Annotated in this window: 23 protein-coding genes and 4 pseudogenes; 3 read left to right on the top strand and 24 right to left on the bottom strand. The window is 66.6% G+C overall.

Annotated elements, in window-relative coordinates; all coding sequences use genetic code 11:
• Positions 1-106: 106 nt before the first annotated feature.
• The 16 genes and pseudogenes from CSV86_RS01385 to CSV86_RS01310 form a co-directional block, all read right to left on the bottom strand.
• Positions 107-2,378, bottom strand: a pseudogene (locus CSV86_RS01385) (helicase-related protein).
• A 109-nt stretch (positions 2,379-2,487) separates the two neighbouring features.
• The gene (locus CSV86_RS01380) at positions 2,488-2,793 is read right to left on the bottom strand and encodes a hypothetical protein (protein WP_009401115.1); all 306 of its coding nucleotides are present in this window, start codon (positions 2,791-2,793) and stop codon (positions 2,488-2,490) included.
• Positions 2,794-2,894: 101 nt separating this feature from the next.
• Positions 2,895-4,004: a DUF6094 domain-containing protein gene (locus CSV86_RS01375; protein ID WP_009401116.1), complete on the bottom strand. Its 1,110-nt coding sequence runs from the start codon at positions 4,002-4,004 to the stop codon at positions 2,895-2,897.
• A 65-nt stretch (positions 4,005-4,069) separates the two neighbouring features.
• Positions 4,070-4,720, bottom strand: a complete 651-nt coding sequence (locus tag CSV86_RS01370) for a hypothetical protein (protein ID WP_009401117.1) — start codon at positions 4,718-4,720, stop codon at positions 4,070-4,072.
• A gap of 83 nt (positions 4,721-4,803) precedes the next feature.
• Positions 4,804-5,169 carry a hypothetical protein gene (locus tag CSV86_RS01365; protein WP_037060734.1) on the bottom strand — a complete coding sequence of 122 codons (366 nt, stop codon included), beginning with the start codon at positions 5,167-5,169 and terminating at the stop codon, positions 4,804-4,806.
• 89 nt (positions 5,170-5,258) lie between these two features.
• Positions 5,259-5,870, bottom strand: coding sequence for a DUF3275 family protein (locus CSV86_RS01360; RefSeq protein ID WP_009401119.1), 612 nt, complete (start codon positions 5,868-5,870; stop codon positions 5,259-5,261).
• Positions 5,871-5,925: 55 nt separating this feature from the next.
• Positions 5,926-6,477, bottom strand: a complete 552-nt coding sequence (locus CSV86_RS01355; protein ID WP_009401121.1) for an STY4534 family ICE replication protein — start codon at positions 6,475-6,477, stop codon at positions 5,926-5,928.
• Between the two features lie 342 nt (positions 6,478-6,819).
• Positions 6,820-7,185, bottom strand: a complete 366-nt coding sequence (locus CSV86_RS01350) for a DUF3085 domain-containing protein (RefSeq protein WP_009401122.1) — start codon at positions 7,183-7,185, stop codon at positions 6,820-6,822.
• Between the two features lie 65 nt (positions 7,186-7,250).
• Positions 7,251-8,048: a hypothetical protein gene (locus CSV86_RS01345; protein WP_009401123.1), complete on the bottom strand. Its 798-nt coding sequence runs from the start codon at positions 8,046-8,048 to the stop codon at positions 7,251-7,253.
• Positions 8,049-8,332: 284 nt separating this feature from the next.
• Positions 8,333-9,049: a DUF5983 family protein gene (locus CSV86_RS01340; RefSeq protein WP_009401124.1), complete on the bottom strand. Its 717-nt coding sequence runs from the start codon at positions 9,047-9,049 to the stop codon at positions 8,333-8,335.
• Between the two features lie 250 nt (positions 9,050-9,299).
• Positions 9,300-9,692 carry a hypothetical protein gene (locus CSV86_RS01335; protein ID WP_009401125.1) on the bottom strand — a complete coding sequence of 131 codons (393 nt, stop codon included), beginning with the start codon at positions 9,690-9,692 and terminating at the stop codon, positions 9,300-9,302.
• A gap of 25 nt (positions 9,693-9,717) precedes the next feature.
• Positions 9,718-9,954: a hypothetical protein gene (locus CSV86_RS01330; RefSeq protein WP_009401126.1), complete on the bottom strand. Its 237-nt coding sequence runs from the start codon at positions 9,952-9,954 to the stop codon at positions 9,718-9,720.
• Between the two features lie 778 nt (positions 9,955-10,732).
• Positions 10,733-12,746 (bottom strand): annotated as a pseudogene (locus tag CSV86_RS01325) (DNA topoisomerase III).
• 294 nt (positions 12,747-13,040) lie between these two features.
• Positions 13,041-13,424, bottom strand: coding sequence for a single-stranded DNA-binding protein (locus CSV86_RS01320; RefSeq protein WP_009401128.1), 384 nt, complete (start codon positions 13,422-13,424; stop codon positions 13,041-13,043).
• On the bottom strand, positions 13,421-13,969 hold the full coding sequence (locus tag CSV86_RS01315) for a DUF3158 family protein (protein ID WP_009401129.1): 549 nt from the start codon (positions 13,967-13,969) through the stop codon (positions 13,421-13,423). The genes CSV86_RS01320 and CSV86_RS01315 overlap by 4 nt, the downstream gene beginning before the upstream one ends.
• The gene (locus tag CSV86_RS01310; protein WP_009401130.1) at positions 13,966-14,754 is read right to left on the bottom strand and encodes a PFL_4669 family integrating conjugative element protein; all 789 of its coding nucleotides are present in this window, start codon (positions 14,752-14,754) and stop codon (positions 13,966-13,968) included. The genes CSV86_RS01315 and CSV86_RS01310 overlap by 4 nt, the downstream gene beginning before the upstream one ends.
• A gap of 236 nt (positions 14,755-14,990) precedes the next feature.
• Between CSV86_RS01310 and CSV86_RS01305 the strand changes: the two genes are divergently transcribed.
• Positions 14,991-16,208 carry a phospholipase D family protein gene (locus tag CSV86_RS01305; RefSeq protein ID WP_009401131.1) on the top strand — a complete coding sequence of 406 codons (1,218 nt, stop codon included), beginning with the start codon at positions 14,991-14,993 and terminating at the stop codon, positions 16,206-16,208.
• Between the two features lie 51 nt (positions 16,209-16,259).
• Here CSV86_RS01305 and CSV86_RS01300 read toward each other — a convergent pair.
• The 8 genes and pseudogenes from CSV86_RS01300 to CSV86_RS01265 all read right to left on the bottom strand — a co-directional run bounded on the left by CSV86_RS01300 (position 16,260) and on the right by CSV86_RS01265 (position 23,323).
• Positions 16,260-17,459, bottom strand: a pseudogene (locus CSV86_RS01300) (STY4528 family pathogenicity island replication protein).
• Between the two features lie 2 nt (positions 17,460-17,461).
• Positions 17,462-18,022 (bottom strand): DUF2857 domain-containing protein, encoded by a 561-nt coding sequence (locus CSV86_RS01295; RefSeq protein WP_009401133.1) that lies wholly within the window; start codon positions 18,020-18,022, stop codon positions 17,462-17,464.
• A gap of 17 nt (positions 18,023-18,039) precedes the next feature.
• Positions 18,040-19,679 (bottom strand): annotated as a pseudogene (locus CSV86_RS01290) (ParB family protein).
• Complete coding sequence (locus CSV86_RS01285) at positions 19,672-19,908, bottom strand: hypothetical protein (protein WP_009401135.1); 237 nt, start codon at positions 19,906-19,908, stop codon at positions 19,672-19,674. The pseudogene CSV86_RS01290 and the gene CSV86_RS01285 overlap by 8 nt, the downstream one beginning before the upstream one ends.
• Positions 19,892-20,758, bottom strand: a complete 867-nt coding sequence (locus CSV86_RS01280; protein WP_009401136.1) for a ParA family protein — start codon at positions 20,756-20,758, stop codon at positions 19,892-19,894. Before CSV86_RS01280 ends, CSV86_RS01285 begins: the two co-directional genes overlap by 17 nt.
• A 40-nt stretch (positions 20,759-20,798) precedes the next feature.
• On the bottom strand, positions 20,799-21,020 hold the full coding sequence (locus CSV86_RS01275; RefSeq protein WP_009401137.1) for an AlpA family transcriptional regulator: 222 nt from the start codon (positions 21,018-21,020) through the stop codon (positions 20,799-20,801).
• Positions 21,021-21,136: 116 nt separating this feature from the next.
• A complete protein-coding gene (locus tag CSV86_RS01270; RefSeq protein WP_009401138.1) occupies positions 21,137-21,898 on the bottom strand; it encodes a hypothetical protein in 762 nt (253 codons plus the stop codon).
• Positions 21,899-22,411: 513 nt separating this feature from the next.
• Positions 22,412-23,323 (bottom strand): LysR family transcriptional regulator, encoded by a 912-nt coding sequence (locus tag CSV86_RS01265; protein ID WP_009401139.1) that lies wholly within the window; start codon positions 23,321-23,323, stop codon positions 22,412-22,414.
• Between the two features lie 217 nt (positions 23,324-23,540).
• Between CSV86_RS01265 and CSV86_RS01260 the strand changes: the two genes are divergently transcribed.
• Positions 23,541-23,762, top strand: coding sequence for an ExbD/TolR family protein (locus CSV86_RS01260; protein WP_009401140.1), 222 nt, complete (start codon positions 23,541-23,543; stop codon positions 23,760-23,762).
• Positions 23,763-24,031: 269 nt separating this feature from the next.
• Complete coding sequence (locus CSV86_RS01255) at positions 24,032-24,928, top strand: LysR family transcriptional regulator (protein WP_009401141.1); 897 nt, start codon at positions 24,032-24,034, stop codon at positions 24,926-24,928.
• Positions 24,929-24,983: the final 55 nt, after the last annotated feature.

Here is a 24,983-nt window from a genome sequence, read left to right as displayed (position 1 = left end):
CATGGCTGGGCAGCGCCATGAGCTGTCATACGCACAAGAAAAACGGCCCGAAGGGCCGTGGAAAGAAGCCGGCGACCCCGAGGGGCCACTGGCATGGGTACATGGATCAGGCCGTGACAAGCTGCCGGGCCAGGGCAACCTCGACGGAATCGCCATCCTGGTTCAGAACATCCAAGCCCGACTCGGGTACGTCGCCCGAGGTGCTCTGCGACACCATGATCTTCCGGGCCATCAACCCCAGGCAGGTCATCTGCGAGGAGTTGGCGTAGCCGAGGTAGATCACGCGCACCGGCTGCTTCTGGCCGATGCGCCAGGAACGCCGGGCGGCCTGCTGCAACGAGTAAACGTTGTAGCCGGACTGGAGGAACACGATGGTCGGGAACTCCAGCAGGTCCAGGCCGGTTTTCACCAGCTCGGGATTGGTGATGAGCACGTCGATGCCACGGTCCAGCTGCTCGGCGATCCAGTCTTCCCGGCGGGAGGCATCCACGCTCGCGCGCAGTACCGCCACCTTGAAGCCTTCCTGCTCCAGCAGCACCTTCAGGCGCGATGTGGTGTCGCGCGTGCCGGTGTAGACCGAATAGGCCAGGGTCTTGCGACCTTCCGCCTTCTCCTGCTTGCAGATCTCGATCAGCTCGCGCTCCTTGGGCATCACCTCCAGCTCGTTGAACTGAGCCGGTACGAACGCCAAGGTGTTGCGCGTGCGCGGATGCACCACCGTTTCCGACCGGAAGCAGCAGTCCGGCCAGGCCAGCAGCACGTTGAGGACTACACCGAGCAGCGTCGTGTCGCGCTTCGCCAGGGCCTGCTTCAGCTCCAGGGTCAGCCGACCCGCCAGATCGCGGTAGGCCGCGGCCTGCGCCGTGTCCATCGCGACTTCGCGGAACTCCTCGTCGTAGGGGGCAACACGTTGCCACCGATGTCCTTCAACTTGAGGAAGACCGTGAACGGCAGGACGCAACGCAGCACGCCCTTCGGCCGAAGCCCGGCGCCTTGACCGTGCGCACCGATACCTTGGTGCCCTTGGCGGTCTTGTGCGCCGTGCCAGTGCTCTCGGAATAGATGTCCTTCAAGACACCGTGATCGCGCATGAACGCCATCGCAGCCGACGTCATGCTGCCGCTCTTCGTCGGCCGGTAGCCGTCTTCGATCATCCGCCCCGGCAGGGCTCGGAACAGCAGGTGGAACAGGTCGTCGCCGTAGCCGCCCATCAGCGTGCCGGTGAGCAGCAGCGTCTTGCGCGCCTTGGCCGCCAACACCCCCATGGCCTGGCCCTGTGCGGAGCCGCCGTTCTTGTACTCGTGCGCCTCGTCGGCGATGAGCAGGTCGAACGTGCCTTGGGGAAGCTGTCTCTTGATGAACTCGGACGGCTGGTAGCCGCCTTCGCCGAAGCCGAACTCCATGTTGGCCATAGCACGTTCCATGCGATGGGCTTGCCGGTCCGAGAAGATCAGCTCACCCCGGTCGTCCATCAGGTTGATGAACTCGTGGATGTTGTCCCCGAGCATCGACGCGAGGAATGCGTCGCCGAACTTCTGCATCAGCTTCTGCGCGGTGACTTCGCCTATGGTCGGAATGCGCTTCAGGGCTTTGAGGACGGCGGAGGACTGATCGCTGGCGGACAGGCCCCTGGGACGGATCAACGACCACAGCGGTGCACGGCAGTGGCTGCACTTGCGGCGGGACTCCTCGGCTTCCAGCTCGACCGGGTTGATCGGCTCGCCGTCGAGGTCGGTGATGACATGCCCGCAATCCGGGCAGGCCCCCACGTCGCCATGAGGCGTGCGCCGCCGAACGAAGACAGGTTTCCAGTGGAACCCCATCCGCATCCGCACGCGGCCCAGGACGAAGAACTCCTGGCCCTCGGCCGGCACGCCCAACTGCTCGCGCAGTTTCAGCAGCTTGACCAGCGTGTCCGGGCCGTTGAGCACCCAGACCTTGGCACCGGCCACCGTCTCCTGGATCTCGCGCCGCCACTTGTAGACCAGGTGGGGTGGCGAGAGCACCAGGGTGCGGCGGTAGCCTTCGGCGTTGAGCACGGCGGCCGTGGCGATGCCGACGGTCGTCTTGCCGCAGCCCATCTCGCCGTTGACGATCGCGGCGCGTTCGCCGCGATCGACCAACAGCTCGGTGACGGCGTGGACCACATCGGCTTGCGCGGGGAACAGCTTGCGCTTGAGCGCGGCGAGGATCAGTTGCCGATGCACCCGCACCTGACCGGTGTAGACCGGAGGATTGGCGCGGTTGAGCGAGTCGAGCAGCTCGTCGCCGAACTCGGACACGAAGTCCTGCAGGCTGAGCGTGAGGGGTGAAGCGGCCGCTTCGAGCAGGTCGCGCTGCACAGCGGTTTCGGGAACGGTTTCGAGATCGAGGGACATGGTGATGCTCCAGAGCAATGGGGCATGCACCTCCCCACGGGGCGGTGACATGCCCCTGGGTGGGAAGAAAGATGCGGCGTAGAAACGTGTAGGTGCCGCTGGATGCGGATCAGTATTCGCTGGGCAACAGCAGCGTGGTGACGCTGCGATCCCATTCGGTGATGATCCAGAGCTTCAGGTCGCGCGTGACCTGGTAGGACGAGAACAGACGATCCTCGCCGGATTGCAGCGCGGCGTCGTTCTGCCGCCGATCGCTGTCGCTCAGGTCGCCCCATTCGCCATGAAGATGGCGGCGCAGGTACGGCGTGGGGTTGAGCCGGCCCTGTCGGACCAGCTCGTCGACGCCGGCGGTCATGACCACCTGCCCGGGCGAAAAGCGTGCTTGTGACGCGAGGTTGAGGACTGCGAGTGCCATGGTGGTTTCTCCTTTCGGAAAAGCGGGCCACGGCACCCCATCGGGGCAACGTGACCCCGGTGGGTGGATGAAAGCGACGGCGAACCGTCAGGGAACAGCGATCAGCGGATGGTCAGCACTTCGCCCCACGTGGGCGAGCCCAGCGTCAAGTCCCATGCACGAATGACCGGCACGAACTTGTCGGTGAGGATGCGCGTCTCGGCCACAGAGCCGTCGTCGCGCTCGGTGTACTCCGTCTGGAGGGTCTTCTCCTTGTGGGTATCACCTTTGACAACGAGCACGCGCCCGGTCCTGGACTTCACCACGCCGGAGATCGCGCCTGCGGCCAGGGCCAGGGCGAGATGCCAGTGCGACAAGGCCCGCGCGGGCGGACGCAGCGATTGCTGCGCGGCGCCCAGGTGGGCATCGAGCGCCGGCCAGAGTCCTTGCAGCCGGCCGACTTCATCGGCGAACTGCTCGGGCTCCATCGTCACGCGATAGAAGTGCTCCGGCTCGGCCGGGCTGGCAGGGACGGGGTACGGCAGGAACGGCCATTCGAGCGGCAGTTCCTCGGCTTCGGCGTCGCCTTGTCCGATCTGCAGCAGCAGACCGCGCACGGCTTTGGCCGACTCCGACGCCTGGTCGCGCTGGCGAACCCGGCGACCGAAGATCACCACCTGCTTGAACTGCGCTTCCACCGCACGGTAGATGCGCAGGTCGGCGAAGTGGCGCGTCAGCCATCCGACCAGCTCGGCGTCGAGCACGTAGGACGGCACGATGAAGATCAGCACGCCGCCGTACTGCAGCAGCGGCAGCGCGCGCTGATAGAACAGCTTTTCCAGCCGAGCACGGCCCTGGCCCTGATAGCCGATGTTGCCGTTCACGTCCTTGCTCAGGTCGCCATACGGCGGGTTCAGCCACAGCAGCCCGAAGGACTGACGCGAGATCAGCGAGTCCATCAGGTCACCGTGGATGCAGCGATCGACCAGTTGCCGTGCGTGGCGGGCACGCTCGGCGTCGTACTCGACGGCGAAGGCCTGGACTTGCTCGCGCCCGAGGGCGTGGGCGGCTTCGGCAATCGCCACGCCTTCGCCGGCGCAGGGATCGAGGATGGACATGGAGCCGGGAGACGGCGCCAGTGCGGACAAGGCCCGCTCCAGCGTCGGCTCGTCGGTGGGGAAGTAGCCGTTACGAATGAAGTTGCGCGCCAGGCGCGGAAACATGAGTGCCATGGATTTCTCCTGGTGATGGATGAGGGAAGGCGGGCACGCGCGGCGCGCATGCCCGTGGGGATGGCTCACGCCACACGCCGAAGCGGTGCGTTCGCGGCCAGTTCGTACTGCGTGGCGCCGAGGGTGCCGTTGCGGATCAGCTCGCCCAGCGCCTTCGTCAGCGCCGGGACATCGAGGGCCAGCCGATGGCCTTCCAGCGGCCCGAGGGCCAAGGGAAGACCGGTCAGCATCCGCTGTGTCTGCAACAGCTCCAGCACGGTGTCGCGCCAGTGGTCGAGCAGTGGCAGCGGGCAGGTGTCCTGCACCAGCGTCCACAACCGGTCGAGCCGGTGAGCGGAATCCCTGGGCAGAAGCGCCAGCGCGCTGGCGTTGGCCTTGTCTGGCTTCACGCAGCGACGATCGAACAGCCACACATTCGTCAGCGAACCGAACAGCGTTCGCCGATAGGCACGGGTGATGCGCTTTTCCAGGTTCTCGACGTTGCCGACGAAGACCGGGATGGATGCGCCCTGCTCGGTGATGACGTGGAACTGATCCAGTCCCTGTTCATCCCGGCCGAGGGTCAGGCGGGCGAGGAACTCCTGAACGGCGGTGTCGCGCGCCCAGATCGAGAGAAAGACGAGATTGCCTTGCTCGTCACCGACGCAACCGTCGGCCATGAGGTCGGGGCATTCGTCGATGCGATACAGCGGCTTCGCCGAAGAAGGTGCAGGCATGGTGATGTCCTCTTGGAAATGAAAGAGCAACCACAGCCCGCGGGCCATGCTCGCCCCGGTTGGGTGAAGGAAGATGTGTGCCGCTAGACGGCGCGTCCCGCGTGGAAGCGGTGAACCCGCTCGCGCCACTCGGAGCTTTGCACCGGCGCCATGTCGAGATAGCGCAGCGGGCACGAGTAGTAGTACGGATGCACGGACTCATCGAGGGATGAGTAGCCCCAATCGCCGCCCGAGCTTTCCAGCAGATGGCAGCCGATGTAGCAGACGGACTCACCGGCCGCGAGGCCCATGACGCCCGCCTGCCTGGCGGTGACGCGAACCACGGTCCACAGGACGTCGCCGTCCAGCGTGTGGTCGATGACTTCGCAGCAAGCGCGTTCGGACGCCTGCGGAGCGATCAGCTCGCGGATCAACTGATCGCGCGTCTGACGAACGAAGGTCCAGCCCATGAAGGTCTCCTTGAAGAAGAGGCCGGAGCCCTCCTCGTCGGGGGAGAACCCCGGCGGGTGGCGGAATGCCGCGCAAGGCGGCGGATGCATCAGGCAGCTTTGAGGTGCCAGTCCTGGGACAACGGAGCGAACTCGTAGCCCAGCTTGTCGAGACGGTCGCGCTGCTGACGCAGCACACGACGATCCACGGTCGCATCGAGCTTCACGGTCTCGCACAGGGGCCACAAGGCACCGAACAGCGCCGCGTCGTCTGCCTCGGCCGAGGCCGCAGCGGACACGGGAGCCGGTTCGCTGCCGAACGGCGTGGTATCGACCAGGGGATCGCGCGGACTGCGCGGCTTCGCCTTCGGCTTGGCCGGGGGCGTTGCCGGCACGGGCGCCTGCGCTTCCTCGTCGATCGGATCGACTTCCTGCGGACTCAGCCGGCGGGCTTCGTCGCGGCTCAGGGCGTCGATGTTGGACAGCGTCATCCCGCCCAGATGGGCGCGGATCTCGATGACCATGCGGCCGTTGGCGTTGTACGTGGAGGGGCGAATCTCGACGATGACGAAATCACCGTCGTACTTGCCCTCGCGGTACTGATCGAGTTCGGCGTTTTTCACGACGAACTCGCCGATCGAGGTCGCCAGGCGGCCGACGTTGAAGTCGCCGTTCCTGCCGTGGATGGTCTTGATGGCCAGTTGGCCGGGGATGGTGATCATGAAGGTCTCCTGCTGACGAAGAGAAGACAAGGCCCCAGTGATGGGGCCTTGCGGATCAGAACGACTCGGCAACGGCCAATGCGGGGGCATCGGCTGCGTCGTCGGCAGCATCGGCGACGGGCTCGGAAGGCTCCGGTGCCGAGGCTTGCTGCGCAGCGGGCGCGTCGGACCTCACAGGGACTTCCGGCTCCCGCTCGTCTGTCTCGGTCGGCTTGGGTTCGGCTTTGTAGACGAGCTTGCCGTCGACCTTGATCCAACTGACGAACAGCAGCCGGGCCTTGAGGCTCACCCCCTGTTCGCCGGCACGCTTGCCCTTGGAGTAGGTGAAGGTGTCGGTCCACAGGTCGCCCAGGCGGAAGCCGATCATCACCTTCTTCTCGGCGTCGACCGCCTGAATGCAGCGGCGCACCAGGTGCTGCGCTTCCGATCCCGATACGCGCGTGTCGAAACGCACATACGAGACGTCGTCGCTGGGACCGTTCAAGGCTGCGATGTCGCAGGCCAGGAACGCATCGCCTTTCTTGGGCTTCACTTCGCGGATGCGATTGAGGTACCCGAGGCCGGCGATGTGCAGATCGAAGTAGGTTTTTTCGTTGGAAGTGGTCATGGTGAATCTCCTGGGAACAATGAGGCGGAGACACACCCGACCCAAGGCGGGGAAGGTGTGGAACCCCCGCGTGGGTTGATGGACAGCTTGGTGGCATCGCCATCGAAAACCGATGGCCGTTCGCGCATGGATGCCGGTGCGAACTGGAGTGATCAACGCGGTCGGAACCGCATCGCAGCCTTGAAGATCGTGGCTGCCTGGGCATGTCGCTGACGGACGTCAGCGGAACATGGCCGGAAGCGTGGCGCCAGGACGGCGCGCAGGCGAGCGGCAATCGGCACTCACGGCTGTCCGCATTGCCGGGAAGAAAGAGGCCCCGGAGCGGGGGCCAGGGATGGGCGGTCAGTTACCGCTGGGCGTGGGAGGAACCGCCTGCAGCGACAGGTGTGTCGCGGTGGCGGACACGTCGAGGTCGTCCTCGCTGCGCAGGATGCGCGCAAACACGCCCTCCTGCGGATCGAAGAACTCGCCGAAGTCGTCGCCGCCGAACTCGGCACGCGCCAGTTCCCACCAGTCGTCGAAGGCACCGACATCCGGGTTGCAGCCGGCGGCATAGGCGATGGTCTTCTGGCGACCATCGGGTCGACGCTCGCCGCGCTCGGCCAGGAAGTGCACGCCGTGATCCTTGGCCAGGACGACGCGGCACTGATTCGCAACCGCTTCGGCGAGCACGGGCCGCAGCTCCGTGCCTTTGAATCGAACAGTCATGGGTGTGACTCCAGGGAGGCAGGAAGAGAGGCTTCCCGCCGCGAAGGCGGGAAGCTGCTGGGAGGTCAGTGCCGGACAGCCTTGCGACCCGACAGGTACTGCACGCGGATGCGCCTCCAGCTCCCGTCGTCGATCAGCCGTTCCAGCGTCTCGCCGAGGGTGTCGAAGAACACCTCATCGACCCGTTCGACCAGCTCGCCGTCGCGGCGCAGCTCAACCGCGTAGAGGTCGAGGCCACGCTCATACAGCACGGTGACGCGACCCTGGAACTTCGTCGTGTCGACGGTGAAGCCGATGGCCGGTGGCGTGCGGATGATGTCGGTGGGCAGCGGATCGACCCAGGTGATGTCCCGCGCACCGGCATCCACCAGCATGTGGGTGATACGCCGGAAACCGTCGGGAGCGGGCAACTGCTCCAGTTGGTCGATCAGTTCCCGCAACTCGGGGCAGCGGGGCTCGGGAATCGGCAGCTTCGCCGGTGCGGACCCGAGCACCAACCGCTTCACCGTGTAGGGCTGGCCGTCGGCGGTGAACTCGGTCTGCTCCTCGGGCGTGTCCGCCCGCTGACCGTCGAAGCGGCGTCTGACATAGGGTTCGACCTGCACCTTGGCGCCCTCGTCGGGCACCTCGGTCACGAGCGTGCGATCGAGCACCGCGAACTCGGCCCGTCCCGTCTTGACGACGATGGCCTCGTCGGTGGTGGCGATGACCTTGCCCTCGAAAGGCTTCGGGTCGATGTGAAAGCCCAGCGTCGAAACCTTGGGCTGGCCGTCGAAGATGTTGAACTTGAACGAACGGACGTTGGAAGGCACATGACCGACAACGAGCGTCGGCATCTGTGCGCGAATGGCTTGGGTATCCATGGGGAGACTCCTTGTGGCAACCAAGGGACTCCCGCCCGCAAGGGAGGTCTGTCCCTTGAGGGTGAAGTGGATGAACGCGGGTGCGCCCGGAGAACGAAGCAACCAGCACGGCGAACCGCGCCGCAGCCTTGAAGGTCTCGACTGCCTGGGCATGCTGCCGGCAACGCCAGCGAACATGCGGCCAGCGTGCGGCACATGGCGGCGGCCGTCCGCCGGGAATCGGCAATGCGCCGGCACCGCGTTCCGCAAATAAGAAGAGCCCCGCAGGGGGGCTCAAGAGAGGGTTACTCGTCGTCGTAGAGCGTCAGCCCGTCCAGCACGGGCGCGTCGGCATCGAACACCAACATGCGAACGTCGGCGAGCGCAGCCAGGTGCAGCACTTCCACGAGGGACTCCGGCATGCCCTTGGCCCGGTGCTCCTGCCGCAGCTCTTCGGCGGTGATGCCCTCGACATGCTGCAGGTTCGCATCCGTCCAGGGGGTGGCGATCAGCTTCACGCCGACCGCCGGGCTGTAGGGAATGCGGAAGGCGACGAACAGAAAGCCGCTCGGCGTGGCGATGTCCGCCAGTTCGGCGAGGAAGCGGCCGGCCTCCTCGGTGATGTGCGCCGAACTGATTTCCCAGGCACGGCTGTAGAACCCGGTCTCGAAGCGCAGGCGCCGCACCACCTCGCGCGCGGCTTCCTCGGAGTAGGTGTCGCCGACGTGCAGCGGCTTGCCGGCTTCTTCGGCCATGACGGCGTAGACGAGGTTTCGGGCGATGCCGTGGCTGGGGCACTGCGCGTCCAGCTCGGGCGGCACGTTCTGGCCCTCGGTGATCAGCGCGAAGTCGTCGCTGAAGACGCAGGCATGGCGCTCGACCTGGCTGTCCGGCAGGTGCGACTGCGAGGCGTGCAGCGGCAGATAGCTCAGCGGGCAGTCGTCGTCGTAGGAAATCGCCAGCAGCCGCTGCACGGACAGGCCATCGTAGCCGCGGACGAAGGGGTTGTCGGAATGGGACACGGGATTCCTCCGGCAGGGGATGGCCGAGGCAATCCCCTGCCGGGGATTGAACCCCAGCGGGTGGGTGAAGTGGCAGCCGGTCAGCCGGCCGCGGCGTCGGGCCGCCCTGGTGGCGGGCGGTGCAGGTCAGTGGAAGATGGTGATTCGGGACATGGCCGCTCCTGCGAAAGGAAGGAGGGACATGGCCCCGAACGGGGACGCATGTCCCTCGTGGGGTGGGATGAAAGGACGGTGGGTTGCCAGGCGCGGCTCACCAGCCGTTGTAGTGCAGCGTGAGGTCGGCGATGACCTTGCGCCGCTCCAGGTCGAGGCCGCCGAAGTCGGACAACCCCTCGAAGCCGCAACGCTTGAGCATCGCGCCGCCCTCGCGGGCGTTGTAGAAGCTCACCATCGCGGACAGGAACATGCGTTGACCGCTGCTCAGCACGCCCAGGGCGTCGTTGAGCATCAGCATGTTGGGCCGCAGGTCCCACTTGGTGGTGGCACGCTGCAGACTTTCGCGTGTGCCGTCGCCGAACCACTCGTGGCCGGCGATCTGCGCGCCGCGCCTCCAGGCCTCGAAGAAGGCCTGCGGTGCAGCGTCGAAGTGCGCCTGTTCCAGCGCCATCTGATCGCGCACGTCTTCGGGTAAAGACAGATTCATGAGAGAACTCCTTGAAGGGTGGGAATCAGGGGTGAGCGCGCTGTGTCCAGGCATGGGTATCCAGGGCGCGCTGTGCTGCGAGGTGGTTCGGGAAATACTCGACGGACTCCCGCGATACCGGGCCTTCGTCGTCTTGCGTGCCGATGTAGTGGCCGGCCGCGCTGCGCAGCACCTGTAGCGGCAGACGCTTGCCGGTCCAGGCCGGCGCCAGCGCACCACTGCGCACTGCGGTTGCAGAGGAAGGTGCGGAAGGTTCAGACATGCCGTGCTCCTTGGTGGGTCGGGGAGCACGCATCCCGCAGGGGATGGGGTTCCCCTCGGGCGGTTGAGAAAAGTGCATCGTCGCCAGACCGGCGAGCGTCCGCGGTGGGCGATGCGAAGCGGACTGGATCGGTCAACGCGGCGAACCGCGTTGCAGTCTTGAAGACCGGGACTGCCAGGGCATGCCGCTGACGACTGTCAGCAACGCATGGCGTGAGGATGGGCGCGAAGCATGGCTGCCGTCGCAGGGAAAACCGAATCGCGGACGGCCCGCTTTAGCGCAGGCCCGCGTCACGGCACAAGGCAAGGACCAGGGCGCCGAAGGCCACGCGGGCCTTCGGCTGGAGAGGAAGGAAAACCACCTGTGGGCTGCGTCAGCGCGGGCCGTCGTCAAAGCCGTTCGCTGCGTCAGCAATCGCACCCGGCCCGTTTCGTGGCTGGGGCCGGAATCCTCTGGCGTGCATCCACACACAAAGGGAGCCCGTTGTTCCGCCGGCGGGCACCGGCACGGAATACCCTCGGCCCAAGGGCCTCCTCACGGCTCGCGCGGCGGCAAGGCGTCAGGAAGCCCCTCGTGGCCGAGGCAAGGCACACCGATCAAGGGAATGGCGGCGGGCGCGATTCGTGGGAGCAATGACCTTCTCGCCCCGTCGCCCGATGGCGGGCAGACGGGGCGCGCACACCGTTGCAGAAGGAGACGCGCGCTTTGGAGTCCCGTGCGGTGCGGAACGTTTGCCTCGCCGCCAGTGAAGGGCCGGCGCGGCAGGGGGAAGCGAGGATCAGGACGCCTTGGAGGCAGCGCGCCGCTTGCGCGGTGCGCTGCGCCGGCCCGTCGGGGACTCGATCGGCAACGTACCCTTGCAGTCCGGGTAGCGCGAGCAGGACCAGAACGCGCCACTCTTGCCCGTGCGCTGCTGCATCGATGCGCCGCACTGCGGGCAGGCCGGCGCCGGCGGCAGCTTGAGCGAGAGCGTCGCGCCGCGGTACTGCTGCACGAGCTGGCCGACCCACACGGACTGTTTCTCGATGAAGGTGTCCAGCGCCATCTGGCCGGCCTCGATCATGTCCAGTGCCTGCTCCCACACCGCCGTGGTGCCGGGGTCGGCGATGGCCGAGGGCACCGCGTCGATGAGCGTGAATGCCGCGTCGGAAGCGCGGACGGCGCGGCCCTTCTTGACCAGGTAGCCGCGACCGATCAGACCGTTGATGATGTTGGCGCGTGTCGCCTCGGTGCCGATGCCGGTGGTATCTCGCAGCTTCTGTTTCAGGCGCGGGTCGGTCACGAACTTGGCGACGGTCTTCATGGCCTTGATCAGCTCGCCCTGCGTGTAGGGTTTGGGCGGCAGCGTCTTCAGCGCCTTGAGATCCACCTTGCCGACCGGGCAGGACAGGCCCGCATGCAGGGCGGGCAGCACCTGGCTGCGCTGCGCATCCTCGCCATCGGCATCGTCCGGCTCCGGCGTCGCCAGCACCTCGCGCCAGCCGGTGACGGCAATCTGCTTGCCCATGGCCGCCAGCGACTGACTGCCGCACGAGAACTGCGCTACCGTCCGGTCGAACTCATGGTGCGGGAGGAACTGCGTGAGGTAGTGCGCGCGGATCAGCCGGTAGACGGCCAGTTCCTTCCCGTTCATGGCCGACAGGTTGGCGGGCTCCAGCGTCGGGATGATGCCGTGGTGAGCCGACACCTTGCCGTCGTTCCATGCACGCGAACGCTGCTGGCGGTCCAGGCGGTCGATCAGCGGCCGCAGGCTGGGGTCGGTCTTGACCAGGCTGTCGAGTACGGTCGGCACCTCGGCCAGCATGCTCTCGGGCAGGTAGCCCGAATCCGAGCGCGGGTACGTTGTCGCCTTGTGCGTCTCGTACAGCGCCTGGGCAATGTCCAGCGTCTCCTGTACGTCGAGGCCCAACTGCTTGGAGCACACCTCCTGCAGCGTGCCCAGGTCGAACGGCAGCGGCGGCCCTTCGCGAACGCGCTCGGTCTCTACCGACAGCACCTGGGCGGAGCCGGCCGTGCGCAGGCGCTCGGCGGCCTGCTGCGCCACCGGCTGTTGCAGGCAGCGGCCCGCATCGTCGGTGCTGCCTTGCGGCGGCGTCCAGCTTGCGACGAAGGACTGGCCTGCATGCGAAAGCGCAACCTCGATGGCCCAGAACGGTACGCAGACGAATCGCGCGATCTCGCGATCACGATCGACGACCAACTTCAGCGTCGGCGTCTGCACGCGCCCACCGACAGCACGCCGGTATAGCCGGCCTGGCGCCCCAGCAGTGTGAACAAGCGGCTCAGGTTCATTCCGATCAGCCAGTCGGCGCGCGATCGGGCGAGTGCGGAGAAATACAGCGGCAGCGTCTCCGCCGAGGGCTTGAGCGCGCCCAGTGCCTTGCGGATCGACGCATCGTTGAGTGCCGACAGCCACAGACGCTGAATCGGCCCGCGGTAGCCGCACAGGTCGATGATCTCGCGGGCGATCATCTCGCCCTCGCGGTCGGCGTCGGTCGCAATCACCAGCTCGCCCGCCTTGGCGACGAGCTGTTGCACGACCTTGAACTGCGCTGCGGTCGCCGCCTTGGGCTCGACACGCCAACGCTCGGAAGAATGGGCAGTTGCTCGATGGCCCAGCGCTTGTATTGCTCACCGTAGCCTTCGGGTGGAACCGCCTCCACCAGATGACCGATGCACCAGGTCACGACGACACCGGCGCCGCTGTAGCAGCCGTTGCCGCGTTGACCGGCACCCAGCACACGGGCGATGTCCTTGCCCTGGGACGGCTTCTCGCACAGGAACACGCGCATGAAGCCTCCTTGGAAATGTGCGGTTCATCGGATGGGCGTCAGCTTGGCGGGGCCAGGAGATGCCGGCAGCAAGGAAGCCGATTGATGCAGACACCGCTTTGTGATCGGCAGGCGGTCCGTTGCCGCAGCGGTGCACATGGACTGCAGGAGCTGGCACAGCAAGAGCGTCGTTTCTGGAGGGCGGCTGGAACTCTGTGGACGACCTTGGAGCTATCCCCAGGGGATAGCTCGCTGGTGCATCGCGGGCGCATGACGGTTGCTGCAGCCGCCCTCGGGGGAACGGCGATGGGCGAATTACTGTCCGCCGGCGGGCTTGGCGCTCAGCGCCACCGACTCGATGCGGTACGGCAGGATGCCCACGCGCCGCGCCTCGATCTTGAAGGTCACCCGTTCGTTCTCGTCGGCGTCCTCCCATTCGTCGCGCACGGTGCGGCCCTCGACCAGCACCCGCATACCTTTCTGGTACAGCGTCTTCCAGTGCTCGGCGTCGCGGTGCCACAGCTCCACCGGCGCCCAGAAGCCGCCGCGATCTTCGTACTCGCCGTCCTTCTTCGGGATCGGGTTGTCGAAATAGACGTTCAGGCGCAGCAGCCGGCGCGGCTCGTCGTTGCCGTTCGGAAATTCGCGGTAGTCCGGCACAGAACCGATGTTGCCCTCGCCGACGAAGTGCGTGCTCATGGTGACTCCTTGGTGGTGGGTGGAACGGCCGCGGTATGCCCGTGGACACGCCGCAGGTAAGCCGCTTCGGCCTGCGCGGCCTTGTTGGCGCATTCCAGGGCTTGGCGAGCGATGCTGTGGGTGAGGCTGATCTGCATGTTCAGCACGATGCGCTGCAGTTCGATCGCGTACAGTTCGTCGATCAGCGAGGCCGGCGTCGCGGGGTTGGCCAGCACGGCCTCCCACAACGCCACGCCCATGGAGGAACGGTCGAGGTTGCGCCAGCGCAGGAAGGTCGTCCCTGCGCCAGTGGCCTGCTGGGCCAGTTGCACGTCGAGCAGACTGAAGGGGTAGGCGCGCGCCTGGGGCAGCACGCGCCGCTGCGCCAGGCCAATCACGTCGTCTCGCAGCGCTGCGCACTGGCTGGCCCAGGTCTCCAGACTCCCCTTACCCTTAAAAGGCTGTAAAAGGCCTTTTAGGTAGCCTGCGTGTTCCAGCCGCTGGAAGTCCGCCTGTTCCAGCGCCACGAAGCGCGTGGAGTGGTTGATGGGAGGCGATGCCGTCATGCGTCAACACCCTCACTACCCGTCGCTGGGTTGGCTGCGCCATCCGTGTGAGCCGGCGCATCGGGCTCGATGGCGGGCGCAGCAGGCGGCGTGCCGGGCTTGGTCGTCCGCCGCGCGATCGGTGGCGCGAAGCGCGAGCGGCGCATGCCTTCCAGCACGTCCTGCGGCAGTTCGCCGAACTTCTCCAACGCCGCTCGCGCCGCGGCGTTCTTCGCCGCGAAGTCGTCGCGCGTCGTGCCCGAGTAGCGGTACTGCTGGGCCAGCGAGAACAGGCTGCGCAGCGCGTGCGCGCCGTCATTGAGCCAGCGCTCCAAGGTGCTGCGGTCGATCAGCGCGGTGTGGTGGGCGAGGATCAGTTTGCGTGCCAGGTCGTCGTAGTCGGCCAGCAGGTACACCGCCATGAAGCCGAGCTGGGCATTCACGAACAGCGGCAGCTTCACCGGCTGCACGTTCATGTTCTCGCCCAGCGACAGCGCCGGGGGTACATCGGCCAGGGCCTGATCCACCTGCTCGCGCAGCGCCTGCAGCGTGCTCTTGGTCTGCTCCAGCTTGTCTTCGATACGCAGCATCCAGAAATCGGAGTACGGATCGTCCTGCTCGGAACCGCGCTTCATCTTGTTCATCGCACTGATGAAGCCGTTGAGTCCGATGATGCCGGCGCGCCCCTCCGTCGGCGCACGGCCGTGCCAGATGCGCGAAGCGTGGTGCGTGTGCAGCGTCAGCGACATCGCGCTGCGCAGCGATCCGAGATTCAGTTGCAGAGGTTCTGTGCGTTCGTTGGCCATGGGAGCGACTCGCGGTGAATTGGCGAGTCGCCAGCATCGGCATCGGCCGGAAGGCTGTCAGTCAACAAACCGCAGCCCATGCGCGCCCGGTTTGTTCCGCGCAGAAGGCTGTGTGTGCCGGCTATCCCCTGGGGATAGGTCTTGAGCCATCGAGTCTTGATGTCGAGGCGTGAACCATGACAATGACTAGCGGCACAGCGCACCTGGGGTTGCTGTGCAGAAGAACGAGGGGAAACATGCAGGATGGAAAAGCCGTTCAGTTGCTGCTGAACGCGGAAGAGCACGGGCACGGCCACGTGGTCGAGAAGCTGCTGAAGCGGGCGGAACGCCTGGAATGCCTGGTGGCCTTCGCGAAGACCTCGGCCCTCGGCGACTTGTTGAAGCCCTTGCGCAAGGCGCTCGAAAGGGGATTGAAGGCCAGGTTTGCGATAGGTCTGGACTTCTACCTGACCGAACCCGAAGCACTCCGAAAGCTCTTGGCGCTGGCCGAGAAGCACGCGCTCATCCTGTATCTCAGCAACGCCAGCGACACCTTCCACCCGAAGATCTACGCCTTCCAGAACGGCAAGCAATGCTCGGTGATCGTCGGCTCGGCCAACCTCACCCACGGAGGCTTCTACGGCAACTACGAGGCATCGGCCCTGGTCGACGACGCGAGCGGCGCGCTGATGGCATCGGTCACGCGACACCTCGATGCGTTGGTCGCGGACAGGATTCTCGTGCCAGCGACCAAGCCCCGGATTGATGCCTACGAGCGGGAATACATCATCCACGACACTTGCCGGAAGGTGGCCAAGAAGCGTGCGCAGAAGGCGAGCCGAACCGAGGGGCCGGACTTCACGATCCTGGCCGACCTCCTGGAGCTGATGAAAAGCGACGATTCAGCGCATGGATTCACTGCGCAGAAAACCGGCCGCAAGGGAAACCTGCGCAAGGCAAGGCGCAGGCTGGCAGAGCTGGCGGCCCTGAGCAGCAATGCCAGGCGGGACTTTCCGAGTCACTACGACGCGCTGATCGGCCTGTTCCATTCCGGCGGGCTGCACCGCGGCAAGAGCCGGATCGCCAACCACCCAGGGCAGTTCGTGGCCGCAGTGGCGGACATCCTTGACCGGCGCAACCTCTCGCCTGCCGAAGCGTTTACCGTTCTACATGGACATTTCGGCGCCATCACCGGAGCAGGCATCAACCTGCTGACTGAGATTCTGCACGCGCTGGACAACAAGCGGTTCGCCGTGATGAACCAGAACGCGGTGTCGGGACTGGCGCTCGCCGGCATCCGGGACTACCCACTGCATCCAACCAAGCAGAACGTCAGTGCGGAAAGCTACGCAAGGTACTGCGGGCATGCCGATACGGTCAGACGATCGTTGGGCCTGGACGACTTCACGGAGCTGGATGCACTGTTCAACTACGCCTATTGGCGGGAAACGGAAGAAGACGAAGCCGCGACCTGACCGGATCACCCCACGGAAGGCGACCTGTTCCGTCTATCCCCTGGGGATAGCTCAGGGATCGCGCAAGGCTGAACGCAGCCGTGCGAGGTAGGCGCGCGCCACCTCGGGGTCGGCTGGGCGGGAGGCCGAAGGCGACGACGATCACGCGGGCCCCGCAGCTCGCGGCGCGAGCGGCGCTGCTGCGTCGGTGCCCGCCACGCCTTGAACTCTCCGCGGATCGCCTTCTGGATGATGCCGAACAGGTAGCCGGCCGGGTTGCGCACCGCGCTGTTGTGGCAGCGTGCCGCCCACTCGTCGAGAACGGCCTGCCGCTGCGCTTCGTCCACCTGCTGCAGGGCCACCAGCGCGCCGGCCTGCTGCTCATCCTTCAAGCGCAGGAAACGCTCGGGCAGTCGCAGGTTCTGCAAGGCCCTCGCGCGGTACTGTACGTACTTCATTTATCCGATCATTACGTACTGTACGGTCCTCCTTCGGAATCCGAAGAGAGCTATCCGGCGCGGGTTTCGGCCCTGCTTCGGATTCCGAAGACGGGCGCGCAGCATTCCGAAGAAGGGCTTCCTGGCCTTCTTCGGATTCGTGGTCCGCACCCTCCTGTGGATAACCTGGCGTCGTCCAGCCATGCAGCGCCATGCGCTGCGCCAGCACCTGCAGGCGGGTCGGCAGCGTGCGGCCGCTGAGCAGCGGGTCTTCGGCAATCTCCTTGAGCGTGTTCATGCCCACGATCTGCACCGCCTTGGCGGCATGGGTCAGCGCCTGGCTGACCAGGCCGAGGTAGTCGGCATCGAGCTGCATCGCCTCGAAGGGCGACAGCGGTTCGTCGTGCAGCACGTAGAGGTTGCCTTGGATGCGGCCGGTCTTCGGGTCGCGCCGTCGTCGCACCAGGCTCAGCCAGCGCGTCAGCCGCAGCAGCGTCAGGGCGCGCGCCACGGTCTCGTGCGAGGCTTGTGCCGCGCAGGGCATCGAGGCCAGGTAGGGGCGCAATTGGTCGTAGGTGGGAAAGGCGGTCACGCCATCGTCGTTGAGCTGCAGGCGGAACACCTGCCAGGCGTTGCGCTCCAGCGGCGTCAGGCGTCGGTCGAGGAACAGCCTGCGCGGCACGCTCTCGTGCCGGTTGCCGCTGTAGAGAAAGCCGTCCTGGCTCGGCGCCGTGCCCTGCGCCGGTTCCTTCGGCTCAAGGTGCCGCAGCGCCTCGTCGAACAACGCCGACAGCGCAACCGGGCCATCGCGCCGTGGTGCGCTGCCCGTGGTCATGGCTACACCAGCCCCTCGTCGATCCAGTTTCGTATCGCAGCCCACACCACCGACATCGGCAGGCTGAGCGCCTCGGCCAGGTCCATGGTCAGCGCCAGCATCGCCATGTCGTCGGTCAGGGCGATATGGCGCTCGGCGACGCCGGCCTTCCAGTGCTCCCACAAGGTTACGTCCTGCGCCTCGTCGAGCACCGGATGCCGGCCCTTGCGCTTGGGCAGCCCGAGGATGTCGCGGCGCAGCGCCACTTCCTGATGCGTGAGGCCGTAGAACCTGCTGACCATCTCCGTGCTCGCCCCCAGGCGCAGCATGCGGTCCACCGTGGCGATCTCCCGCTCCACGTCGTGCACCTGGCTCAGCAGCCGCTTCAACACTTCCCGGTTCACCGACACCGAACACCACGACACCGTGGCATTCACCAGCATGCTCACGAGCTCTGGGTGCTTCAGCGCATCCAGCTCCTCCTCGCCGAAGCCCATGGCCTTGCAGCGGCGCAACTGGCCGTTGCGCAGGTCATGCAGGGCCTGGGCGATCACGGCCTGGTTGAGCGGGTGCGGTGCCGACATACGGGAGCCTCCTGCGCTCAGGAATCCTGGCTCGCTACGCCGGCTTCCAGATCCAGCAGCCGGCGCGCCAGGCGCAGCAGACGGAACAGCTTCACCAGCGCAGCATCGCTCAGGCGTGTGGCCGAGCCGCCGTGGCCATGCAGCAGCGGCCCAAGGTCATCGGCCAGCCGCGCGCCGTCCAGCCCGGTCGCGGGTGCCGGCGCGGTGCTCAGCGCGTGCAGCAGGATCAGCACCGCACGCGCGAACGCCGGCAGCGTCTTCGCCTGGCCCACGGCCGGCGCCGCGCAGACGAAGCCGATGCCGCCATCGCTGGCTTCGATGTGGTCGGCCACCGCCGCTTCCCCGGCGATCTCGCGCGCCAACTGCGCGATGTGCACGCGCAGGCGATCCGGCACGTCCAGCGCCGGCTCGACGTACCAGACGTCCGAGATGGGATAGAGCCCGCCGACCTGCACGGGGATCGCACGCAGCGCATCGGCCTCGAAGTCGGGCAGCTTGTCGCCGAGCTGGTCCGCGACCATCCGCTGGATGGACTGCAGGCGCTCGGTGGTCGGTGCCGGTGTCACGATGTGCCCTTGCAGGCGCTCGTCGCGTTGCCCGTGCTGGTCCTCCGGCGCTTCGGGCGATGCAGGCGGTGTCGCTGCTGGCGCCGCAGGCGCGACCGGCGTGGCGTCGCGCGTCACAGACGAGACGGATGGCTGCCGAGGCGCGGAGACCGGCGCGGAAGGAGCAGCAGGCACGACAGGCGCCGCCGGTTCGCTGGTCAGCGCACGCTGGCGGCTTTCGCTGTCGTTGATCTCCAGCGCCAGCGTGTCGTAGTCCGCATCCAGCAGCTCGGCCATCTGGCCCACGAGCTCGTCCTGCACCCGCTGCGGCGAGAAGTCGTCCGGCTGTGTGTCGAACTGCGTCAGCACGTCCTGAAACAAGGTGGCGAAGTCCACGGCCACGGCGCGGCCCAGCGCACGCCGCTCCCAGGTGCGCTCGCACGCCTTGCGCAGCACCGCGAGCCGGTCCACCTGATGCCGGCCCAATCCGCCGTACAGCAGCGTCGGGATCGCCGGCAGCAGATAGCGCACCGCATCGTTCATGCGGCTGATGTGTGACTGCGGCACCGGGTAGCCGTCGGCAGTCAGCCGCCGCGCGAGTTCGCTCTGCGACAGCGCCTGGCCGCTTTCCTGCTCGTAGAACTCGCGCGCCTTCTCGATGCCCAAGGCCCGCTCGATGAAGGTCAGCCCGCCGCGCAGCTCGTTCTCGGCCAGATGCCCGGTCAGCGCCACGATTTCGCCGCGCGCCGGCCACGGGCGGAACAGGCACGCAATGCGGAAGAAGCGCTCCTCCTTGGTCTCGCTCCACAACTCGCGCAGGATCGCCAGCCGCGTGTTGCCGCCGTTGCGAATGATGTAGTGCGCCTCGCCCGGCCTGCGCGTGATCGCGGGGGTGCATCCAGCCCGCGTTCGCGGATGGACGCCTTGATCTCCGCATAGGCCGGGTTGCGCGTCACGCGCGGGTCGTGGTCGTAGGGCCGCAACTGGTCCAGCGTCACCACCATCGGGGTGTCGGCGATGGGGTCGCTCAAGGTCGCGGCCGAAGGGCCGCCGCGCTCGAAGCCGGTGGCCAGCAGCTTGGCAGCCATGTCCTGCGGCGTCAGCTCAGCCACGGCCGTTCTCCTGCGCTTGCCGGTCGGCGCGGCGAAGCTGCGCGCGGGCATTGCGGTCGGCACGGTGGTCGCTCGCAGTCCGGCTGGTGTGGATCGACGCGCAGCCTTGTTTCGTGAATTTCAGGTGCCCGCCGGACGTGCGCACCACGCGCCAGCCTTCGTCCAACGCGAACTCGATCAGTGCGCGCAGCCGTTCACGGCCGCGCGCCAGTTCATGCGCGCTCGCCATGGCCGGCCCCTCCCGCATCGGCTCGGCCGGTGACCAGCGCGAAGCGCTCCCGCCACGCGGGGAAGAGCTCGCCGGCCAGCGTGCGCATGGTCTCCAGCGCCGCGGGCGCCGTGCGCCCCGCCGGCTGCCGGTACTCCACCCGATGCACCGGCAATCCTCGTGTCGCAGCGCGCGGATAGGCCTCGATGGCCGGCACGTCGGTGCCCAACACCTGCACGCCGGCCTGTTCCTGGAACACCTGTCGCAGCGCCTGCTGGACCAGCCGCGCGTTCGACGACACCGGATGCACACGGTTGATGAGCAGGCGCAGCGGCGGTGGCTCGATGCCCAGGTGGCGATACGGTGCGATGCCCTCGATCAGTTGCAGCGTGCCGCGCCGCAGCTCGCGCGCCGCGAGGATTTCCGGCGTCACCGGCGACAGCGCCAGGTCGGACGCCAGCACCGCCATCTCCAGCAGCACGCTGCGCGCGCCCTGGGTGTCGACCAGCAGCAAGTCATAGTGCGTGCGGAAAACGGGAAGCAAATGGCGCAGTCGCAGGCGTCCATCCGGTGCGTGCAGCAGCAGCGTGTTCAGCTCGCCGCGGTCGTCGTTGGAGAGCACCAGGTCCAGGCCCGCGATCGCGGTGCGCGACACCAGGTGCTCGATGCGCCGTTCGTTGCAGGCCAGCATCTCGTAGATGCCGCCGGGCGCGCGCAGGTCCAGCGTGAAGTAGCTCGACAGCGTGGGCTGCACGTCCAGGTCCAGCAGCAGCACGCGCAGCCCGGCGTCGGCGATGAAGCCGCCCAGGTTGGCCGCCGTCGTGGTCTTGCCCACGCCGCCCTTGGTCGAAATGATGGACACCACCTGCATGAGCTTCTCCTCGTCGAATGGCATGAACCGAGAAGAAGCGTCAGGCGCGTTCTTTGAGGCGGTCGGCGATCCACTGTTCGATCTCCACCGAGTCCCAGCCCACCGCGCGCACGCCCAGGCGCAGCGCCTTGGGGAACTTGCCTTTCTTCATCAGGCTGTAGATGTGCGCGCGCTTGAAGCCGGTCCTGGCCTCGACCTCGGCGCGGCGCAGGATGCGGTGTTCGGTCGGTGCCGCCGTGGCGGTGGTGGTCTGCGAAGACATGAGGGTCTCCTTAACGCTCAGTGGCGCTGATTGGCATGACTCGAATTAAGAACGCCGCGTTGAGGAAAGACACCGCAAATGCGGTTTCCACGACCGCAGATACGGTCTGGTGTCGCTCAGGAAGTTGTGCTCTGCAGATTGCGTCGAGCCAGTGCGAACTTGGCCTGCAGGGTGCGCTCGGTGATGCCCATCGCGTTGCCGTGGTGCGCCACCATCGCGCTGATGATGGCCTCCTGCGTCAGGAAGCTGGAATACGGCGTGCCGCTGGGCGACTTGCCCAGCAGCAGCGTCAGTAATCCGCCCACGATGTTCAGGTAGGTCGATTCGCTGCGCGGCCCCAGCGTTTTCGCACGCCCCGTGTCGGCCGCGCAGGCGGCGTGCGTTTTCAGCAGCGCCTCGTGCTCGGCGCGCAGCGTCTGGTGCATGCCCAGGTGTTCCACCAGCCGCGCCTTGATCGCTTCCCGCTCGGCCAGCAATGCGCCCACGGTGTCCAGGCTGATCGCCGGGTGAAGCGCTCGCTCGATCTCATCGAACAGAAACGCCGGTCTCTCGCCGGGGTAGTGGTGCGCCATCCAGGCTTTCAGATCGACGTGGCGCACCGTCAGCGACGGGTCGTCCATCGCGAAGCTTTGCGTCTCCCGCACCAAGCCCTCCTTGCCATACCGCATCTCGCCGTGGGCCAGCGCATCGAAGATTCTTTCGGTGTTCAATCGCAGCATCGGCCAGCGCGGAAACTCCGTTGCCTCCGGCAGAGGCCGCCCTCCCAAGGTCGCCAGGATGCGCAGCTCGAAGCGCAGCAATCCACTCCAGCGGATTGCCGCCTCGACCGGGCGGTAGTAGGTCTTGGCGCCATCGGCCAGGCTGCTCGACTTCGGCATATCGCGCGCCTCCTTTCGTCATCGAACCGAGTCCAGGCACGCGCACCCGCCGTACAGGCGGCGTGTGTGGCTGTGGACTCTCCGGGCGAAACGAGCAGATGGCGAAGCGGCGAAGACCGTGGCATCGTTGATGCTGCCGGTTTCGTTGCGAGATGCGCGCCTTGCTGCGCATGGCACCATCACTCACAATTCGCAAGCCGCGAACACGCTGTCACCAGCGTCATTCGCGGGCACCATGCCTGACCCGGATAACCAGGCCAAAGTCTTTGCAGGGAAAGAGGCCCAGTAAAGCGCGATCAGCTCAACACGCCAGAGCCGATGCGCATATGGCAAGCACTGTTGCGCCTCGCGTCTTCGCTGTGACGCGCCACGTTGGGCATGCGAAGTTGCTCGCAGAATGCCAACGACAAGCGCGAGCAAGGCCTGAGTGCACCGCGGCGATGGAATCCCGCTATGACAAAACAGGTCTGGCGTTTGACCAAAATGGAATCGGTCAACCCGCCTGAGGCAGCCTCATGCGAGCCGTTGCGTATCCAACGGCGTATGGCCGACACGCTGCGCACGGTCGATGAAGTGGCGCAGCGGCTCCGACATCGCGCCCTCGGGATGTAGCAGGTAGGTCGTCAGCGCTGCCGAGTCTTCATCCAACGGTCGGACGATCACGTCCGCCTGCCGGCGTGCCGCCACGTGCGCCGCGCTGGAAAATCCCACGCCATAGCCGGCCGCCACCAGGGCCAGCATCAGCGAGTGGGTCGTCACGTACTCGGCCACGACCGGCGGTGTCTCCACCCGGCGCAGCAGGCGCTCGCATTGCCGGCTGCACTCCTCACACACCTGCGGGTGGCACAGCACCAGCGGGTAGCTCATCACCTCGTCCAGCGGCACCCGCTTGTGCGCCAGCAAGGGGTGCCGCGCGGGTATGGCCACCACCAGCGGGTCTTGCCACACCGGCTTGGCGACCATCCCGGCCGCCATCTCGCCGGCCATCGCAAAGGCCGCGTCGTACAGGTCGTTGCCCAGCCCGCCCACCACCTGCGACAGCGGCGCCTCGAACAGCCGGATGCCCACTTCCGGCGCCTCCTCCCGGCACAGCGCGAGCAGCGCCGACAGCCGGGTCCGCCCGACGCCGCCGGCCAAGGCGATGCGCAGGGTGTCCCGGTGTCCCGCTGCCACCGCCCGCGCCTTGGTCTGGGCTTGCTCAAGGGTCAGCAGCACGCGCCGGGCTTCCTCCAGGAACACCTGGCCGGCCGGGGTCAGGCGCACGCCGCGCGGCGTGCGCTCTAACAGCATCACGCCCAGGCCTGCCTCCAGTTGGCGAATCGTGCGCGACAGGGGCGACTGCTCCACATGCAGCCGCCGCGCCGCCCGGCCGAAGTGCAACTCCTCGGCCACGGCGATGAAACAGCGAAGATGGCGTAAGTTCATGGACTTCTCCTCAGAAAGTGGAGTCCATTCCTCTGGCTTTAGGGAACTGCATGAGCGCTTCCCGGCGGCGATGCCGGTCACAGAGGCTTGCCAGTCGCCGCCGTCCGACCTTCTGTCGTGGCCACGGGGGGCGAGTGTCCAAGCAAGTCCGGTTATCCCGTCGGTGTTGCCTTATCGGAAAATTGCCAGATTGTCATTATTGTGTTGTCTGAGTGGAGTGAAGTCGATCAAGCCCGACTCGGCTACCCTGTCCATCACTGCCGACCGCAGCGTGTTCTGGAAAGACGAACGCATGAGCGACGAGCAGCTCGCGCAGTGGCTGCATGCTTCGGCGCAGCGTCATCCGCAGCCCAAGGACTTCATGCGCGGCGACCGCCAAGCGGGCCTACCGGCGCGTCGCCCAGGTGATGGCGGCTGCGCAGAAGTCCGGGCGTGTTAGAACCGGACTTCGTGACCGATCTGGGAGGCGATCGGGGTGACCCGAAAGACACCCAACTGCATCGGCATGCTCGCCCTGACGCCGGCGTGACGTCATCGGCTGCACCGATCGCGGACTCCAGCAAACGTGAGCGCCTGCGCGCCGTGCCCGGCGCACCGTGCGGGCATGAGGCTTTGACGCGATGCCACCGAAGGAGGTGCTGACGGGATGCGGAAGGAGATGCTGGCGTCCGATAGGCTGAACCAGAAGAAGACAGACAGGAGGCGGCCTTGGATTTCAGATTGCTGCGTTACTTCGTCGCAGTTGCGGAAGAACTGCATCTGGCCCGTGCAGCCGAGCGTCTGGGCATCGAGCAATCGCCTGTGTCGCGTGCGATGCGCGACCTGGAAAGCCAGCTCGGTGTACAGTTGTTCGACCGCAGCACACGCCTGACGCGGCTGACCTGGGCCGGCCAGGTGTTCCTCGGCGAATGCCGGCGCGTGCAGGCTACCGTGGAGCAGGCAGTCAAGAGCACCAAGGCCGCGGCGCAGGGCTACCAAGGCCATCTGCGCATCGCCATCTGCGACAGCCTGGCGCAGCCCCGCATCGCTACCTTGCTGGCGCGCAGCCGCGAGGATGAACCCGAGCTGGAGATTCGCGTCTTCGAGTTGCCGTTCGTGCAGCAGCTCAAGATGCTGCACAACGATCTGCTGGACATCGGCTTTGCGTTGTCGAACGCGGTGCATGATGGGCTCGTCGCCGAGCCGGTGTGGACCGATCCGCTGTCGGTGATCGTGCCCGCACGCCATCCCTTGCTGGCACACGTCCAGGTGCCGCTGGCCGAAGCCTTGAAGTTCCCGCTGGTTCTGTGCCATCCCGAATCGGGATCGGGCTGCCGCCATCAGATTCAAGCGATGCTGCAGGACGCAGGCACGCCGCTCAAGCTGGTCGATGAAGTGACCAGCCTGGGCGTGATGCTGACCCTGGTCGGCGCCGGCTACGGCATCGGCTTCGCCATCGCCTCGCAGGTGCAGACGCTACAGCGCCCGGACATCTCCATTCGTCCCCTGACCGGCACCCCACCGATGCTCTCTACCTACCTGCTGCGCCGCCGGGGCGAACCCTCGGAGCCCATGAAGCGGTTCCTCGCGCGAGTGAAAGACGAGGCCTCACCGGTCGATGACTAGCCGGTCCGTTGAGGCCGTAGCTCGCCTGTCCATTGCGGCCTGTGGCGTGATGTGC

Source organism: Pseudomonas bharatica CSV86 (assembly GCF_000319305.2).
Classification (GTDB): domain Bacteria; phylum Pseudomonadota; class Gammaproteobacteria; order Pseudomonadales; family Pseudomonadaceae; genus Aquipseudomonas; species Aquipseudomonas bharatica.
The sequence above is the reverse complement of the archived record's forward strand: the minus strand, read 5'-3'. Positions and strand labels throughout refer to the sequence as shown.

Excerpts from the sequence above, each read along its gene's own strand:
- CSV86_RS01310 (WP_009401130.1), bottom strand. The coding sequence starts at position 14,754 with ATGGCCAACGAACGCACAGAACCTCTGCAACTGAATCTCGGATCGCTG.
- CSV86_RS01280 (WP_009401136.1), bottom strand. The coding sequence starts at position 20,758 with ATGCAGGTGGTGTCCATCATTTCGACCAAGGGCGGCGTGGGCAAGACC.
- CSV86_RS01270 (WP_009401138.1), bottom strand. The coding sequence starts at position 21,898 with ATGCCGAAGTCGAGCAGCCTGGCCGATGGCGCCAAGACCTACTACCGC.
- CSV86_RS01285 (WP_009401135.1), bottom strand. The coding sequence starts at position 19,908 with ATGGCGAGCGCGCATGAACTGGCGCGCGGCCGTGAACGGCTGCGCGCA.
- CSV86_RS01315 (WP_009401129.1), bottom strand. The coding sequence starts at position 13,969 with ATGACGGCATCGCCTCCCATCAACCACTCCACGCGCTTCGTGGCGCTG.
- CSV86_RS01365 (WP_037060734.1), bottom strand. The coding sequence starts at position 5,169 with ATGGGCTGGACCTTCGTTCGTCAGACGCGCGATCAGTTGATCCGCGAG.
- CSV86_RS01305 (WP_009401131.1), top strand. The coding sequence starts at position 14,991 with ATGCAGGATGGAAAAGCCGTTCAGTTGCTGCTGAACGCGGAAGAGCAC.
- CSV86_RS01265 (WP_009401139.1), bottom strand. The coding sequence starts at position 23,323 with ATGAACTTACGCCATCTTCGCTGTTTCATCGCCGTGGCCGAGGAGTTG.
- CSV86_RS01275 (WP_009401137.1), bottom strand. The coding sequence starts at position 21,020 with ATGTCTTCGCAGACCACCACCGCCACGGCGGCACCGACCGAACACCGC.
- CSV86_RS01320 (WP_009401128.1), bottom strand. The coding sequence starts at position 13,424 with ATGAGCACGCACTTCGTCGGCGAGGGCAACATCGGTTCTGTGCCGGAC.
- CSV86_RS01360 (WP_009401119.1), bottom strand. The coding sequence starts at position 5,870 with ATGATCACCATCCCCGGCCAACTGGCCATCAAGACCATCCACGGCAGG.
- CSV86_RS01345 (WP_009401123.1), bottom strand. The coding sequence starts at position 8,048 with ATGGATACCCAAGCCATTCGCGCACAGATGCCGACGCTCGTTGTCGGT.
- CSV86_RS01335 (WP_009401125.1), bottom strand. The coding sequence starts at position 9,692 with ATGAATCTGTCTTTACCCGAAGACGTGCGCGATCAGATGGCGCTGGAA.
- CSV86_RS01355 (WP_009401121.1), bottom strand. The coding sequence starts at position 6,477 with ATGACCACTTCCAACGAAAAAACCTACTTCGATCTGCACATCGCCGGC.
- CSV86_RS01330 (WP_009401126.1), bottom strand. The coding sequence starts at position 9,954 with ATGTCTGAACCTTCCGCACCTTCCTCTGCAACCGCAGTGCGCAGTGGT.
- CSV86_RS01380 (WP_009401115.1), bottom strand. The coding sequence starts at position 2,793 with ATGGCACTCGCAGTCCTCAACCTCGCGTCACAAGCACGCTTTTCGCCC.
- CSV86_RS01375 (WP_009401116.1), bottom strand. The coding sequence starts at position 4,004 with ATGGCACTCATGTTTCCGCGCCTGGCGCGCAACTTCATTCGTAACGGC.
- CSV86_RS01295 (WP_009401133.1), bottom strand. The coding sequence starts at position 18,022 with ATGTCGGCACCGCACCCGCTCAACCAGGCCGTGATCGCCCAGGCCCTG.
- CSV86_RS01370 (WP_009401117.1), bottom strand. The coding sequence starts at position 4,720 with ATGCCTGCACCTTCTTCGGCGAAGCCGCTGTATCGCATCGACGAATGC.
- CSV86_RS01350 (WP_009401122.1), bottom strand. The coding sequence starts at position 7,185 with ATGACTGTTCGATTCAAAGGCACGGAGCTGCGGCCCGTGCTCGCCGAA.